Annotated in this window: 11 protein-coding genes; 5 read left to right on the forward strand and 6 right to left on the reverse strand. The window is 38.1% G+C overall.

All coding sequences use genetic code 11. From position 1 onward, the window contains the following. Positions 1-42: 42 nt before the first annotated feature. Positions 43-957, forward strand: coding sequence for a tRNA (adenosine(37)-N6)-dimethylallyltransferase MiaA (miaA, locus tag ACGHIN_RS03760; RefSeq protein ID WP_390450935.1), 915 nt, complete (start codon positions 43-45; stop codon positions 955-957). Positions 958-1,303: 346 nt separating this feature from the next. Here the strand turns inward: miaA and ACGHIN_RS03765 are convergent, their stop codons facing one another. The 5 genes from ACGHIN_RS03765 to ACGHIN_RS03785 form a co-directional block, all read right to left on the reverse strand. Next, entirely contained in the window at positions 1,304-2,491 is a 1,188-nt protein-coding gene (locus tag ACGHIN_RS03765) for an MFS transporter (RefSeq protein WP_390450937.1), read from the reverse strand. Between the two features lie 33 nt (positions 2,492-2,524). Then, entirely contained in the window at positions 2,525-3,937 is a 1,413-nt protein-coding gene (locus tag ACGHIN_RS03770; protein ID WP_390450939.1) for an efflux transporter outer membrane subunit, read from the reverse strand. An 11-nt stretch (positions 3,938-3,948) separates the two neighbouring features. Then, positions 3,949-7,128: an efflux RND transporter permease subunit gene (locus tag ACGHIN_RS03775; protein ID WP_390450941.1), complete on the reverse strand. Its 3,180-nt coding sequence runs from the start codon at positions 7,126-7,128 to the stop codon at positions 3,949-3,951. A 42-nt stretch (positions 7,129-7,170) separates the two neighbouring features. Beyond that, positions 7,171-8,331 (reverse strand): efflux RND transporter periplasmic adaptor subunit, encoded by a 1,161-nt coding sequence (locus tag ACGHIN_RS03780; protein ID WP_390450943.1) that lies wholly within the window; start codon positions 8,329-8,331, stop codon positions 7,171-7,173. A gap of 306 nt (positions 8,332-8,637) precedes the next feature. Next, positions 8,638-9,234: a TetR/AcrR family transcriptional regulator gene (locus ACGHIN_RS03785; RefSeq protein ID WP_123262387.1), complete on the reverse strand. Its 597-nt coding sequence runs from the start codon at positions 9,232-9,234 to the stop codon at positions 8,638-8,640. A gap of 152 nt (positions 9,235-9,386) precedes the next feature. On the opposite strand from ACGHIN_RS03785, the gene ACGHIN_RS03790 reads away from it, so the two are divergent. Then, on the forward strand, positions 9,387-9,941 hold the full coding sequence (locus ACGHIN_RS03790) for a thioredoxin family protein (protein WP_245144249.1): 555 nt from the start codon (positions 9,387-9,389) through the stop codon (positions 9,939-9,941). 189 nt (positions 9,942-10,130) lie between these two features. Here the strand turns inward: ACGHIN_RS03790 and ACGHIN_RS03795 are convergent, their stop codons facing one another. Beyond that, positions 10,131-10,994 (reverse strand): AraC family transcriptional regulator, encoded by an 864-nt coding sequence (locus ACGHIN_RS03795; RefSeq protein WP_390450945.1) that lies wholly within the window; start codon positions 10,992-10,994, stop codon positions 10,131-10,133. 123 nt (positions 10,995-11,117) lie between these two features. Between ACGHIN_RS03795 and ACGHIN_RS03800 the strand changes: the two genes are divergently transcribed. The 3 genes from ACGHIN_RS03800 to ACGHIN_RS03810 are packed head-to-tail and all read left to right on the forward strand — an operon-like array spanning position 11,118 to position 16,290. After that, positions 11,118-12,347, forward strand: coding sequence for an MFS transporter (locus ACGHIN_RS03800; RefSeq protein ID WP_390450947.1), 1,230 nt, complete (start codon positions 11,118-11,120; stop codon positions 12,345-12,347). Positions 12,348-12,350: 3 nt separating this feature from the next. Beyond that, the gene (locus tag ACGHIN_RS03805; RefSeq protein ID WP_390450949.1) at positions 12,351-13,829 is read left to right on the forward strand and encodes a trehalase family glycosidase; all 1,479 of its coding nucleotides are present in this window, start codon (positions 12,351-12,353) and stop codon (positions 13,827-13,829) included. A 22-nt stretch (positions 13,830-13,851) separates the two neighbouring features. After that, positions 13,852-16,290 (forward strand): TonB-dependent receptor, encoded by a 2,439-nt coding sequence (locus ACGHIN_RS03810; RefSeq protein WP_390450951.1) that lies wholly within the window; start codon positions 13,852-13,854, stop codon positions 16,288-16,290. The last annotated feature ends 89 nt before the right edge of the window (positions 16,291-16,379 follow it).

A 16,379-nucleotide genomic window follows, 5' to 3' on the forward strand; every position in this document is an offset into this window, starting at 1 on the left:
TGATTTTGAAAATATAAACATTGATAAGATGTACGATTCCCTATGAAAAATTTGATTTCTGTAGTAGGTCCCACCGGAATTGGCAAAACGAGACTCGCAATTGATCTGGCAAAACATTTCAATACGGAAATTATTTCCTGTGATTCCCGTCAGTTTTTTAAAGAAATGAGAATCGGGACTGCAGCTCCTTCTGAAGAAGAATTGGCAGAAGTTCCCCATCATTTTATCGGAAACCTTTCCGTGCAGGATTATTATTCTATAGGGCAATACGAGGAAGACGCCCTGAAAAAACTTAATGAGTTATTTGAAAAACATGATACCGTGATCCTTGTCGGGGGAAGCATGATGTATGAAAAAGCCATCCTTGAAGGATTAAATGATCTGCCTGAAGCCAATGCTGAAAATCAGGAAAAATTACAGGATATATTGGATTCCGACGGCATTGAAAAACTTCAGGAGATATTAAAAGCACTTGATCCGGAGTATTATGCTGTAGTAGATATTCACAATCACAGAAGGCTTTTAAGGGCGATTGATGTGATCTGGCAAACGGATACTAAATATTCCGAACAAATTGCTGTTTCACAGGATTCCAGGGATTTTAATGTGATCAGGATCGGAATTGAGGCTCCAAGAGAAGAGCTGTATGACAGAATCAACAGGAGAGTAGATATCATGATGGAGAAAGGTTTGCTGGAAGAAGCAAAAGGTTTGGAAAAATTTAAAGAATTAACTGCTTTGAATACGGTTGGCTATTCAGAATTATTTAAATATTTTGATGGGGAATGGGAACTGGATTTTGCGGTTTCTGAAATTAAAAAAAACAGTCGAAGGTATGCAAAACGCCAATTGACATGGTACAGGAAAGCAGATGATATTCACTATTTGCAACTAGGCTATTCTCAACAGGATTTTGAGGATTTAATCGAATGGATAAATCAGAAGGTTTCAAAATAGACTATTTTTAACGCAAAGATTTATTTTTTTATCCTGCATATCTAAGGAGCAAAGAATTGAATCAATGAAATTGATTCTAAAAAGCTTGCTTCATCTACGACTTTGTCGCTTACCTTTGTCTTCTTAAATAATCTCCTTCTTAGATAAACTTTGCGTTTAATACTTTTAACCATTAAGATTCTTACTGTCATTCTGACGAAGGAAGAATCTCATAAATAGAATAGATTCTTCATTTCACTGCGTTACATTCAGAATGACAAAGCTGCAAGTTTAATTTAAACAAAAATGCGGTCCCGAAAGACCACATTCAACAATATAATTTTAATTTACTACTTCGAACCGCCGTTTATGTACAGGCAACTTCAGTTTCTTCAATATTTCTTTTATTCACTTCTGAATTGATTTGTTCTTTTTTAGGAAAAGTTATAAAACTTATGCCTAAAGTGATCGCCAATAAACCAATACTCATCCAAACCACAAAATGAATTCCATACTGTGCAATAACGAATCCCCCCAGGAAAGCACCAAGAGAAATCCCGATATTGTAACAAGAAGTGAGCAAACTGTTTACAAATTCCAAAGTATCTTTAGGAACAGATTGGGTAGTTCGTAGATTAGGAACTAAAAAACCACCGGTGTGAATAAGCCCCCAAAAGGAAAGAATAATCACCATTGGGATGAAAAAGCCTCCAAAATAATAAGCCAACAGTTGCACAGAAATAAGAAGAACATAAAATAGTCTTGAAGTTTGTATGAGCTTTTTACCCAGGGCAATGCCTGCAATCCAATTTCCGAAAATCCCTGCAATTCCGAATAAAAGCAGCATGATACTAATTTGTGTACCGTCCATTTTAGTGATCTTTTCTAAATAAGCTGCCAAATAGCTATAGCTGGAAAACATGGCCGCCAGAGTGAGAACGGTAGAAATCAGATTGAGCCAAAGTTGTGCATCTTTCAAAACGTGAAACTGGGATTTTGCTGCTTTTTCTGAATTTCCGGGAATAGACGGGACGAAAAATAACAGACTTAAAAAAGCAATCAGACTAATCACACTTGAAAGAAAAAACGAAGCCTGCCAATTATTGAAAAATTCTGCTGCGTAAGTGGTAAGCGGAACCCCTAAAACGGTTGCAATACTTAAACCGGCCATCACGGTAGAAACACCTTTTGAACCATTCTCTTTAAATGCAATGGCCAAAGAAATATTCCAAAATAGTGGGTGGAAAATAGCAGGAATAATCCTTGCCACCATCAATACTGTGAAATTTGGGGAAAATGCAGACAGCAAATTGGAAACAATGAACATTCCTAAAACCAGACACAACAATAATTTACGATTGATTTTAGTTGTAATTGCTGTAATAAAAGGTGAAGAGAAGGCCACGGTAAGTGCAAACCCGCCTAACAACCACCCTGCAGTATCTACAGAAATATTGAAAACTTTAGCAATTGTTGGTAAAATTCCGATAACCCCAAATTCTGTATTTATAATTCCGAAAGCCCCAAGAGCAAGTGCATATATTGACTTTTTCATACTAGATTAATTTAAACATTAGAATTATTCCGCCTACTTCCAACCGCCGCCAAGCGCTCTGTAAAGATCAACGATACTGCTGAGTCGTTGTCTTTTTACGGAGGCAAGATTAAGTTCTGCCTGAAGAGAATTTGCCTGTGCGGTGATTACTTCAAGGTAGTTTGCCATGCCTCCTTTGTAAAGAAGTTGTGCACTTTTAATTCCTTCTTTTAAAGTCTGTACCTGTTCTGCCGCTTTCTGTTCCTGAACTTTTAAACTTTCATTGGAAACCAAAGCATCGGAAACTTCTCCTACCGCATTTAAAACGGATTGGCGGAAAGCCAGTACGTTTTTCTCTCTTTGAATTTTAGCTACCTCCAAGTCAGTTTTCAACTGTCTTTTCTGGAAAATAGGCTGGGTAATTCCACCTAGAACCGATCCGAATAATGAAGCCGGAATCTGGAACCAGTTATCAAATTTGAAAGAGTTTACACCACCTGTTGCCGTAATTTTCAAAGACGGATACATGTTGGCCTGAGCAATTCCCACCATCGCATTGGATTCCAGTAAGACCAATTCCTGTTGGCGTACATCAGGACGACGGCTTACCATAGCTGCTGGAAGACCTGCTGAAATGTTCTGAGGCAGGGAAGTATCAGACATTTCAATGGTTCTGTTCACCTTATTCGGATTTTCACCTACCAAAATACTCAACGCATTTTCCTGAATGGCAATATTCTGTTCCAACTGTGAGATTAGAAGTTCTGTAGACTGCTTTTGAGCAGTAGCCTGTTGAACTCCCAAAGAAGTAGTGTCTCCACTTTCCCACATTTTTTGAGTGATGGACAACGTATTATTGCTTAATTCTAGGTTAGCTTTGGCAATGCTTAATTGCTTATCAAGCATCAACAAATTATAATATCCTTGTGCAATAGCCGCTACAACCTGAGTTTGTATGGCTTTGGTAGCTTCATACGTTTGCAGATACTGCATTCTTGAAACTTCCTGCTGATTTTTGATTTTTCCCCAAATATCCGCTTCCCAGGAAAGATTGAATGCTGCATTGTAATCTTCAACGTGGCTTTGGCCTAAGAATAGATTAAGGCTTTGCCCGTTCATACTGTTTTTAGAAGGTCTTGAAATTTGTGCATTCACTCCAAAACCAACATCAGGGTACTGAAGATACTTTGCCTGTTTTAGTTTTTCCTGTGAAGAAGCAACCTGTTTTAAGGCAATTTGTAAATCATAGTTATTTTTAATTCCTTTTTCAATAAGGTCTCTTAAAATAGGATCATTGAAAAATTCTTTCCATTCCAGATTGGCCACACTTGCCGTGTCTGCAGTAGCAGTGTACTGGAATTTTTCAGGGAGCTGGACCTCCGGCTCCGTGTACGCTAATTTAGACACACACGAAACCGAGGCTACAGCCAATATGAGTGTTAGAAAAATATTCTTTATTCTTTTCATAGTTTTTCTTTTTAATGAACAGTTGTTAGGGCTTGTTCATGTTCTTGCTTTTGAAGTCTTCTCTTTTTTCTGCTCGGCATTTTTTCATGCAGATACTGGAAAATCACATACAATACAGGAATGATGAAAATTCCAAATACTACTCCGGTCAGCATTCCGCCAACGGTACTCCAACCGATAGAATGGTTACCTTTTGCAGAAGCTCCCTGCGTCCAAACCAACGGAAGCATACCGATGATGAAAGCGAACGAGGTCATCAAAATAGGTCTTAAACGTAATCTTGAAGCCTGAAGAGCAGATTCTATCAAAGATTTTCCTGCTTTTCTTCGCTGAACGGCAAATTCGACAATCAAAATCGCGTTTTTCGCCAGTAATCCGACAAGCATGATTAATCCTACCTGTACATAAATATTATTATCGATTCCTGCTAAACCTGTGAAGGCAAACACTCCGAATATTCCGGTAGGAACCGTTAAGATAATCGCGAACGGAAGGATATAACTTTCATACTGTGCTGCCAATAAGAAGTATACAAACAGGATACTTAAAAGGAAAATGAAAGCAGTCTGGCCTCCGGTTTTAATCTCTTCACGGGTAATACCTGTCCATTCATATCCATATCCTCTTGGAAGAGATTGTTTGGCTACTTCTTCCACCGCCTTAATGGCATCACCGGTACTATAACCCGGTTTTGGCGTTCCGTTGATAGTTACTGCATTGAAAAGGTTGTTCCTAGTTACAGTTTCAGGACCGAATGTTCTTTTTAAAGTAACTAAAGTCTTTACCGGAACCATTTCGCCTAAATTGTTTTTCACAAAAATCCCTTCCAGAGAGTTCACGTCCGTACGATAAGGAATATCCGCCTGAGCCATTACTCTGTAATATTTACCAAATCTGTTGAAGTCAGAAACAAAGCTACTTCCGTAATAGATCTGCATGGTTTGCATTAAATCTGTAACAGACACTCCCAGTTGATTCGCCTTATCTGAATCTACTTCAATGGTGTATTGAGGGTTTCCTGCTGCATATGTAGTGAAGGCGAAGGCAATTTCCGGACGTTTCATCAACTCTCCGATGAATGCCTGAGTGGTGGTTCCCAATTGCTCAAAAGAGCCGTTGGTTTTATCCTGAAGCATGAATTCAAAACCTGACACGTTACCAAATCCCTGTACGGTAGGAAAGTTGAAGAAGAAAGCGTTCGCATCTTTTACCTGGCTTACTTTTCCCGTTAATGCGGCAGCAATCTGATCCGGATCTTTCATTTCGCCACGTTCATCATAATCTTTCAGTTTGATGAAACCGGCAGAGTAGGGAGAAGCATTCGCATTGCTGATGAAATTCAAACCGTCCGCAACCCAAAGGTGGTTGGTAGCACTTTCACCATTCACAATTTTATCAATTTGTTCTGTTGCTCTGTGCGTTCTTTCCAATGAACTTCCAGGAGGGGTGTTTACTGCATATAAAACGAATCCCTGATCTTCCGTAGGAATGAATCCTGATGGTGCTTTCTTAATCAAGAAAATACTTGCTGCCGTAATGATGGCAAGACCTCCTATTGCAACCCATTTATTTTTAATTAAAAATTTAAGGCTGTAAATATATTTTTGGGTCATCTTATTAAAGCTTGCATTGAATGCATTGAAAAATCTGCCTCCAAAACCTTTTTTCTGACCATGTTCTCCATGTTCCCCTTGCGGATCATTCAGGAATAGCGCACATAAAGCCGGACTTAGCGTCAATGCATTAATTGCAGAGATCAAAATGGCAATCACCAATGTGAACGCAAATTGTCTGTAGAATACTCCGGCAGGACCTTGCATGAAACCAACCGGTACAAATACCGCGCACATCACTAATGTAATGGAAATAATGGCTCCTGAAATTTCACTCATGGAGTTTGTAGTAGCCTGATCAACAGACATTCCTGTATGTTCCATTTTGGAATGGACGGCTTCCACAACTACAATGGCGTCATCTACCACAATACCAATGGCGAGAACTAGGGCAAACAACGTAAGCATATTGATGCTGAAACCAAACAGCTGAAGGAAGAAGAATGTACCGATAATGGCTACAGGTACTGCAATAGCAGGAATCAACGTAGATCTGAAATCCTGAAGGAAAATGTACACTACAATGAATACCAGAATGAATGCAATGACCAAAGTTTCCACTACCTGATGAATGGAAGCATCAAGGAAGTCTTTGGAATTGTACATGATGATAGGCTTCACTCCTTTTGGAAGAGTTTTTGAAAACTCATCCACCTGCTTTTCAATTTCAGTCAAAATTTCATTGGCGTTGGAGTCTGCAGTTTGCAATATCGCAAAACCGGATACGGGTTTCCCGTCAACTCTGTTGGCTGCGGTATACGTATATGAACCGAATTCCACTCTTGCCACATCTTTCAGCCTTAAGAATGAACCATCATTATTGGCTTTGATGGCAATATTTTCATAGTCTTCGTTTTTGTTTAGCTTCCCTTTATATTTAAGGATATATTCGTAAGTTTCCTTACTTCCCTGTCCCAAACGTCCCGGAGCAGCTTCAAGGTTATGGTCTTTAATGGCATTCATTACTTCCTGTGGAGAAAGATTGTTGGCTGCCAATCTATCCGGCTTCAACCAGATACGCATGGAATAATCCCTTGTTCCGAAAACCTGTGCCTGTGCAACACCTGGAATACGCTGAAGCTGTGGAATGATGTTGATTTTCATGTAATTCTGCAGGAAAAGCTCGTCATATTGCTTTGGATCTTCACTGTATAATCCCATGAACATAATGAAACTGTTCTGAACCTTTTGGGTAGAGATTCCCGCCTGAACAACTTCCTGAGGAAGCTGGCTCATCGCTTTGGATACACGGTTCTGAACGTTTACCGCTGCATTATCTGCATCTGAGCCTTGCTTGAAATACACGCTCAGAGTCATGGTGCCGTCGTTACTGGAGTTGGAGGTCATGTAGGTCATGTTCTCCACACCATTTACGGCCTCTTCAATAGGGGTTGCTACGGAACGGGCTACCACTTCCGCATTAGCTCCCGGATAGAATGCCGTCACCTGAACACTTGGTGGCGCAATATCCGGAAACAGGGTAATCGGAAGGTTGAAAACCGATAGTGCTCCCAAAAGTAAGAGTATAATGGATATGACCGTTGAAAGTACCGGTCTTTCTATAAATTGTTTTAACATAAGAAGTTTATTTTTTTAAGTCTTCTGTAATTGAAAAGATGTTTACAAAGGTTTAGCTTTGAACAGGCTGTCCGAAGAGATCGCTTTCGGCTTGATCGAAGCACCATCCTTTAAATTCCCGATTCCCGTGTATACAATCTTTTCTCCCGGAGCCAGACCTTCTGAAATGAAGTAATAGCTATCCGTTTTTCCAGAGATTTTGATAGGTTTGCTGGTTACTTTCTGATCTTTTCCAACGACATATACATAGGTTTTGTCCTGAATTTCAAAAGTAGATTCCTGTGGAATGACCACGACGTTGGAAAACAATTGCGGCAAACGAACTCTTCCTGTATTTCCTGTTCTCAGCATTCCTTTGGCATTAGGAAATTCTGCACGTACACTGATCGCTCCTGTAGTTTTATCAAACTGTCCGTCTACAATGCTCATTTTACCTTTTTCAGGATAGATGCTGTTATCTGCGATTACCAGTTCCACCATAGGCATATTTTTCAGCTTTTCATCCAAGGTAGCACCCGGATATTTATTTTGGAAAGCAATAAAGTCAAGCTCACTTAAAGAGAAATAGGCATAAATTTCACTGATGTCGGATAATAAAGTCAGTGGATTAGGATCTGTTCTGGAGATCAGACTTCCTTTTTTATATGGAATTCTTCCGATATAACCGCTTACAGGAGCTGTAATGGTGGTGAATCCTACATTGATCTTTGCGCTTCCGACTGATGCTTTTGCCTGTGAAGCGGCTGCTACAGCGGCTGCATAGTTGGCTTTTGCGGTTTTCAATTGTACGTCAGAAACTACTTTAGCCGCGACAAGGGGTTGAAGGCGGTCTACTTCCACTTTCGCTTTCTGAATATTGGCATTAGCCGCCTGTAAATTCGCCTGAGCCATATTCATCTGTTCTCCGTAAGCTCTTGAATCTATTTTAAATAGCGGCTGTCCGGCTCTTACATAAGCTCCTTCTTCCACATATATTCTATCCAGGTAACCATCTACCTGTGATCTGATCTCTACATTGTTTTTCCCTTCTAATGCAGTAGGAAATTCCTGATATGTAGTCGCTGGAGAAGTAATCACGGTATAAACCGGCAATTCCGGAGCAGGAGGGGCCTGGTTTGAACCTTCTGCCGCCTTGCTGCAACTTTGTAAAAGGATAATACCTGCAATGAGTATGATGATCCTTGTTTTTCCAGTTATTTTCATTTTGAGTTTAATTTTTTTAATGAAATGTTTGAATTAAGTAATGTTGTTTTCATGTAAATCCTGTTAATTTTACTAACAGTGTTAATGATTAGTTCAAAAAAAATTGTTGAATTTTTAATGATTGGTTAGATGGTCATTTTCATAATTATCGTTTCTTTTTTAATGTTGGTTTAGCTATATAAAGATGAGGTGTGTTAAATTTACTAACAGTGTTAATTGATAAGTTTTTAGTTTTTACAATTCAAAAAAGATTGAATATTTAGTGTTACTTTTCCTAACGGTGTTAATTTTAAGTTCAAAAAAATTTTACAAAGACTTAATAAAAGCCGAAACAGTTTCGTCTAAAGTCGTCTTGTTCATCGTAGAAGGAATATCTGTATTACGCATCATCATAATAGAGATCAGACCATGTACGGCAGAAAACAAAGCGTGTGACATATGACAGGCATTATCTGTATTTGAACCATTCTTTTTAATGATATCATACGTACAGTAATAAATCATATCCTGAAAAGAAGAAAACTCCTTTTTCATCTGTCCTTTTCCGCTGCACTGCATTCCAAGACCAAACATCAGCTGATAATATTCCTTGTTTTTAAAAGCAAACTTCCAGTAAGCATCTACAATAGCTGTAAGCTGTTCTTCGGGAGTGTCATATTTCTTTTTGGCTTTTATCAGCTCTTTATTCAAAAGATCAAAACCATTCAAAGAAATTTCAAATAAAATAGCTTCTTTGTTTTCAAAATAATCATACACTACGGGAGCGCTGTATTCAATAGCGTCTGCTATTTTACGCATAGAAAGCGAAGCCCACCCTTCTGTTTTGGCCAAACCGAAAGCCGCCTGCAAAATATTTGCACGAATAGATTCTTTTTCTCGTTGACGGCGCTCATGTAAACCCATGATATTTTTACTAACAGTGTTAGCAAAACTACGAACTTTTAACTATAACTTCCAAATAATAAATTAACTTTAACATTTAACGCAACTTTATAAAATCCTGAATGTGCTATTAATAAAAGAAATTTTTATCTTTGTCAGCAAAGTATAAGGTTATGAATACACCCTCAAATATGTTGGCATTAGGAACAAAAGCTCCGTTTTTTGAGCTTCCGAATCCATCAAAAAGTAATGAAATTCAGTCATTGGAAGAGCTGAAAGGAGAAAAAGGAACTTTGGTGATCTTTATGTGCAACCATTGTCCGTTTGTTCTTCATGTGATTGATAAGCTTAATGAGCTATATGAAGATTATCATGAAAAAGGGATAGAGTTCATCGCCATCAATGCGAATGATGTTGAAAAATACCCTGCTGATTCTCCTGAAAAGATGATTGAATTCCAAATCGAAAGAAAATTTGATTTCCCATATTTATATGATGAAAGCCAGGCTGTAGCAAAAGCATATGATGCCGCTTGTACTCCGGATTTCTATTTCTTTGATGAGAAACTTGACCTTATCTATAGAGGACAAATGGATGATTCAAGGCCGGGGAATAATAAAGAAGTAACAGGAGAAGATTTAATTATTGCTTTTGAAAATCTTTTGTTGGGTGAACCACAGGAGGAAATCCAGAGACCAAGTATGGGTTGTAATATTAAATGGAAATAATTAAACTCCTCTAAAATAATATGAAGCTGTTCAGTAATGAACAGCTTTTTATTTGAAGATTATTCAATTTGTTTTCTCAGGGATTAAGCTGATTACGCAGTCTTTTTTAAGCAATCACCTTATTTCTATTCGTGTCATGTTGAGCGAAGTCGAAGTATCTCATCCTCACACTTAACCTTAGCCTAGAATCTACACACTCACCTTATTATGAGAATAGTCTTTGATAAATTCCGAAGGCGTTTTCTCCGTATACTTTTTAAACATCCTGTTGAAATAGGTCACATTATTAAAACCACAGCTATAACTGCTTTCTGAAATGGTTTTGTCCTGCGCCATCAGCAAACAGGCTTTATTGATTCTGTAACGGTTCACAAATTCCGTAAAAGTGATCTGAGTCGCTTTTTTAAAAAAATTACAGAAAGCGGGGAGTGTCAGATTGGCCAGCCTGGCTACTTCTTCAATACTGATTTCTTTATCATAATTATGTTCAACGTAAGTGAAAATATTCTCCAGCCGGGTTTTATTCTTTGAAATAATAGTATAAGGCATGATTTCTTTGTTCAGCAGTTCAAAATCCTTGCATTTCGAAAGCTCGAAAAGTATTTCCAGTAATAATAAATATCTTTTATAACCTTCCGATTCCAGCATGAGCTTTAATTTAGGAAGCAGTGATTTTTTGACTTTGTGATGAAAATGAATCCCATATTTGGACAGCTCAAGTAAATTTTTGATGGATCTGGCTTCTGTCTCCTGCTGTGGAAACTGAAGAATCTCTTCTCTGAACTGAAGAACAATTTCTTCATGCGGATCAATAGAGTTCAATCCAAATCCTGAATGCGGAATGTTGGAACCAATTAATACTAAATCGCCATTTGTATAATTGCTTTTATGATAGCCAACGTGTCGCGTTCCACTCCCGGAAATCACACACACGAGCTCAATTTCCGGATGATAATGATATGCCCATTTGAATTCGGAAATAGGAGAGTTGTTGTGAATGGTGCGAAAAGAGCTCTTTTCATCAGGAATTACCCTTTCAAAAGTAACTTTCATTCAATTAATGTTATTTTATGGCTAAAAATAATAATTATATTAATATAGTTCAAATATTGATTTATTGTGTTAAATTAATGTTAACGCAAATGCTTCTATCTTAGCCAACAAGAAATTATTTTAATGAAAAATTTCAATATAAAGGCGGTTTTATTCTTAAATTATTTTGTTTTTGCCATTCTGTTGAATTCTGTGGGGACGGTCATCCTTCAGGTACAGCAGAACTTTGGGATTTCAAAATCTTCAGCAAGTGTATTGGAAGGTTTCAAAGATTTGCCCATTGCTATTTGTTCATTCCTTTTGGCGTCCTTTCTACCCAAAATAGGAATTAAAAACTCTATGCTTATCGCTCTGTTTCTAGTGAGCTGTATGTGTTTTGTAATGCCTTTCTCCAATGATTTCTGGTTTTTTAAATTATTATTTGCCATTGTGGGAATTTCCTTTGCATTAATAAAAATCTCCGTTTTTACTTCCATTGGGCTTGTTACCGAAACAGATAAAGAACACTCCAGTTTTATGGGGTTCTTGGAAGGCTTTTTTATGATTGGTGTCTTGGCCGGAAATGTCCTTTTCAGCTTATTTATAGATGACCATAATCCGGAATCTACCCATTGGCTGAATGTATATTGGGTGTTGGGAGGGCTTTCATTATTATCATTTTTATTTCTTTTCTTTTCCAAACTGGATGAAAAAGAAGCAAGAAGTGAAAAAACCGATTTATGGGGAGATATTAAAAACAGCATAAGTTTATTCAGCTATAAAAAAGTATTGTTCTTTTTGCTTTGTGCTTTCCTTTTTGTTTTGGTAGAGCAGAGTTTTCAGACTTGGACACCCACATTTTATAAGGAAATTTTAAGAGTCCCAACTTCCATGAGTATTCAGGCCGGAGCGGTTTTAGCTGGTGCTTTTGCTTTGGGAAGATTTTTGTCCGGTTTTTTCTCCAGAAAATTAAGTTGGATCTACGTAGTATCTTTTTGCGTAATAGGTTTTGCTATAAGCATCGTATTGGTACTGCCTTTAACTCATAACATTCATATCAACACAAATACCAGTTGGCTGCATGCTCCGCTCGTGGTGTATTTATTTCCATTGATGGGCGGTTTGCTTGCACCCATTTATCCGAGTATCAACTCCGTGATCTTGGCCTCCATTCCTAAATACCTGCACAGTGCAATGTCAGGACTTATCGTAGTTTTTTCGGCAATCGGAGGCACGGTCGGGTCTATGATTACAGGTTTTGTGTTTCAGGAATTCAGTGGACAACAGGCTTTTTACCTTTCCCTGATCCCCCTTTCATTACTGTTCATCTCGGCCATCTTTATGAACAGAATTAAAATAAATCCTAAAAATTAAACAATGAGTAAGCAGCTTTATATCAATGAAATTAAAGTTCTTTTTGATCATGTTCAGAGAGCACAGATTTTTGAAGATCAGAAAATGATGACGGATGCAGTTCCATTATTTCCTGTTTCGGAAATCAATGAGAAATATGAAATAGAAAAACAAAAGCAGGATTTTGATTTAAAAGCTTTTGTATTGGAGAATTTTGATTTTTTAGGGGCTAGAATTTCCATTCAGAGAGAAGATCAATTACCTATAGAACAGCATATAGAAAAACTTTGGGATGAGCTTACCCGTACTGCTTATGAAGAAAAAGGCACTTTATTAAAGCTTCCAAAGCCTTATATAGTTCCGGGAGGACGTTTTAATGAATTTTTCTACTGGGACAGCTATTTTATCATGCTGGGGTTACAGGTTTCGGGTAGAACAGAGATGATGGAAAATATTATCGAGAATTGTTCTTATCTGATTCAAAATGTGGGATTTGTTCCCAATGCAAGCAGAACTCATTTTCTAAGCCGTTCACAACCACCATATTTTTCTTTGATGTTGGAGTTGTTATTTGAAACACTAGGTGATGAAAATATCTATCTCAAATATCATGATACTTTAGAGAAAGAATATGCTTTCTGGATGAATGGGGAAGAGTGGCTGGATAATGATTCATGTATTAAAAGGGTAGTGAAAACAGGAGATGGGGATATTCTTAACCGTTATTATGATACTGAAAATGCTCCCCGTCCGGAAAGTTATTTAATCGATATTGAAGATAACCCAAACACCTCCGAAGAATTTTACAGAAACATACGAAGTGCCTGTGAATCCGGCTGGGATTTTTCCAGCAGATGGTTTGCAGACGGAGAAACCATACAGACCATAGAAACCCTGAATCTGGCCCAGGTGGATCTTAATTGTCTTTTATGGCATTTGGAAACCACGTTGGCCAAATCTTCAAAACTTCAGGATTTGACAAAAAAACACAATTATTATACAGAAAGAGCAGCAGGTCGAAGACAGATGATTGATAATTATTTCTGGGATGAAAAGACAGGAATATACAGAGATTATCATATAAAAAAACACAAAAACACAACGTCTGAACATATTGCTGCTCTTTATCCTTTATTTCTGGGCTTAGCCAGTGAAGAACAGGCTCAAAAAGTAGCCGAAACGATATCGGAAAAATTTTTATACCAGGGAGGATTGGTCACCACAACTAAGCAAAGTGGTCAGCAATGGGATCTTCCGAATGCTTGGGCGCCTTATCAATGGCTGGGTTTTAAAGCGATGAAAAACTATGGTTTTAATGAATTGGCTGAAGTTATAAAAAACAACTGGTGCTCCAATGTAGAAAGGGTATACAACAATACAGGGAAGCTCATGGAAAAATATAATGCTCTGGATACGGAAACCATTGCCGGTGGAGGAGAATATCCCAACCAGGATGGATTCGGATGGACGAACGGCGTCTATTTACAACTGAAACAAAACTAAACAAATAAAAATCAATATGGCTATGAAAAAAAAATCAATCTTTTTAATTGCCGGAATAGCTACGCTTTATTTCAATAATACGTATGCGCAGGAAACCCCTCAGGATTCCGTTAAAACGAATTCTATCGATCAGGTGGTCATTACAGGGAACTCCAATCCTAAGAAGAAAATAGAATCCAGTACCGCAATTTCTACATTCAGTGCAAAAGAAATCCAGAAGCAGAATCCGGTGAGTGCAGCAGCTTTATTGCAGAGAGTTCCGGGATTTGCCGTAGAAACTTCAGGAGGGGAAGTGGGAAATAACCTTTTTGCAAGAGGTATTCCTTCTGCCGGAGCGTATGAGTTCGTACAGGTGCAGGAAGACGGATTGCCCGTTTTTGAAGACGGGGCTTTACAGTTTGCCAATGCAGATAATTTTTTCCGTGTAGATAACACGGTAAGCCGATTGGAAGCATTGAGAGGAGGTTCCGGGTCTATTTATGCCAATAATTCTCCGGGAGGGTTGATCAACTTTATTTCTAAGGAAGGGACGAATACCTTTAGGGGAGTCGCAAAGCTGGAGACAAGTACTTACGGATTAATGCGTACGGATGTTAACTTAGGAGGTGCTTTAATTGAGGATAAATTGTTTTTCAATATCGGAGGGTTTTACAGAACGGATGACGGGATCAGAAAAACAGGATTTAAAGCCAATAATGGAGGGCAGATCAAAGCCAATCTGAAATATGTTTTCGATAAAGGATATGCAAAAGTCTACTATAAAAAATTAAACGACAGAAATACATTCTACCTTCCGATTCCATTGCTTCAGAACGGAAATGATTTGAAAGAATTCCCGGGATTTGACCCGAATTACGGAACATACAGCTACAGAGCAATCAGCCAGTTGAATATTCCACAGGCAGGCGGAGGTTTCTTCAGCAGAAGCCTGGAAGATGGGATCCATCCGAAAGTAGATGTTGTAGGCGCTGAGTTTAAATATGATTTAGGGGATAATTTTACGGTTTTAAATAAAGCAAAATATACCAGTATTGATATGAACTACACGGGGATCTTCCCTGCAGGAGGACCACAGCTGGCTGCTGATTTTGTAGCGGGTAATGGGATTTCAGGAAACAATTATCAATATTCATCAGTGAATTCAGGGGCAGTTATGAATCCTCAGTATGTTCAGAAATTGGGATTCTGGGCGATTGATAAGCAGATGAATAATTTTGTGAATGATTTACAGTTCAATTATAAATTTGATAAAGGAAACATTACGGCCGGATTCTATAAATCCAATTGGAAATCTCATCAATACTGGAACTGGAGCAATATTCTTACCACAGCCACAGACAGGCCACAGTTGCTGAATTTAGTAGATACTTCTCTGTCTCCGGGTGATTCCGGGTATTCTAAAACCTACAACGGAGTGACCAATATGTCTTTCCTTTTGAGAGATTCTCAGATTCAGGGAAGCTTGAATGATGTGTATTTAAATGTGGACTATAATTTCACAGATCAATTAAGCTTTAATGGAGGAATCCGTTATAGCCGTGATTTCTACAAAGGTTATGGCGTAAACACAATCACATCAGACCTGAATAATTCTGATTTGACAACAGATGGAACCTATAGCTTCTGGACGACAACGGCAGATGATAATATGTCTGTTTTAGGAAATAAATTTACCTATTGGTACTATGATATCAGTAAAGTGTCTTATACATTGGCGACTAATTATAAGATCAATAGGGAAAATGCCGTTTACGCCCGTTTCTCTCATGGTTTCAGGTCTCCGAATGAAGAAGCCTATTATAATAATATGAATGATTTAAGTAAAATTGAGCCTGTATACACAGATCAATTGGAATTAGGATACAAATATTACTCCCGCACATTTGATGTGGCTGTGATTCCATTCTATTCAACACTTAAAAATCTTTCCTTTACAGATGTCTATTCAGACGGAACTTCTGAAAATAAATTTGCCAATACGACCAATCTTGGGGTAGAATTGGAAGGATATGCAAGATTATTCAACAATGTATTAGAAGTGACATTCAATGGAACGTTCCAAAATCCTAAGTATAATGATTTTACGGGAAGAAATTCTGACGGGTCTACATTCGATTATGATGGAAATTCTGTAAGGAGAATGCCTAAATTCTACTTCAATATTTCACCTGCTATCAACATTACAAAGGAATGGAGAACGTATGTGAGCATGAATTACTATGGAAAACGCTTCCAAGATGAGAAAAATGAACAGACACTGCCTTCCTTCACGGAATTTGGAGCAGGAATGTCTTATCAGTTAGGGAAAATACGTTTTGCAGTTGACGGAACCAATATCTTCAACACGATTGGTATTACAGAAGGTGACCCAAGAGCAGGATCTCCATCCGGAGACGGGATCATTATGGCCAGACCTATCATGGGCGCTGCCGCAAGAGCTTCCATTACATTGGATTTCTAAACTTTTTACTTATATTTAAAATACAGCCGTTTCAAACTGAAACGGTTGTATTGTTTTTTGTATTTATTATCCGGGGGGCCAACCCGAAT

This window comes from Chryseobacterium barbadense, from assembly GCF_042849955.1.
In the GTDB taxonomy this organism is placed as follows: Bacteria; Bacteroidota; Bacteroidia; order Flavobacteriales; family Weeksellaceae; genus Chryseobacterium.

What these genes read in the sequence shown, in the direction of transcription:
- miaA (WP_390450935.1), top strand. Translation starts at nt 43, where the DNA reads ATGAAAAATTTGATTTCTGTAGTAGGTCCCACCGGAATTGGCAAAACG.
- ACGHIN_RS03765 (WP_390450937.1), bottom strand. Translation starts at nt 2,491, where the DNA reads ATGAAAAAGTCAATATATGCACTTGCTCTTGGGGCTTTCGGAATTATA.
- ACGHIN_RS03770 (WP_390450939.1), bottom strand. Translation starts at nt 3,937, where the DNA reads ATGAAAAGAATAAAGAATATTTTTCTAACACTCATATTGGCTGTAGCC.
- ACGHIN_RS03775 (WP_390450941.1), bottom strand. Translation starts at nt 7,128, where the DNA reads ATGTTAAAACAATTTATAGAAAGACCGGTACTTTCAACGGTCATATCC.
- ACGHIN_RS03780 (WP_390450943.1), bottom strand. Translation starts at nt 8,331, where the DNA reads ATGAAAATAACTGGAAAAACAAGGATCATCATACTCATTGCAGGTATT.
- ACGHIN_RS03785 (WP_123262387.1), bottom strand. Translation starts at nt 9,234, where the DNA reads ATGGGTTTACATGAGCGCCGTCAACGAGAAAAAGAATCTATTCGTGCA.
- ACGHIN_RS03790 (WP_245144249.1), top strand. Translation starts at nt 9,387, where the DNA reads ATGAATACACCCTCAAATATGTTGGCATTAGGAACAAAAGCTCCGTTT.
- ACGHIN_RS03795 (WP_390450945.1), bottom strand. Translation starts at nt 10,994, where the DNA reads ATGAAAGTTACTTTTGAAAGGGTAATTCCTGATGAAAAGAGCTCTTTT.
- ACGHIN_RS03800 (WP_390450947.1), top strand. Translation starts at nt 11,118, where the DNA reads ATGAAAAATTTCAATATAAAGGCGGTTTTATTCTTAAATTATTTTGTT.
- ACGHIN_RS03805 (WP_390450949.1), top strand. Translation starts at nt 12,351, where the DNA reads ATGAGTAAGCAGCTTTATATCAATGAAATTAAAGTTCTTTTTGATCAT.
- ACGHIN_RS03810 (WP_390450951.1), top strand. Translation starts at nt 13,852, where the DNA reads ATGAAAAAAAAATCAATCTTTTTAATTGCCGGAATAGCTACGCTTTAT.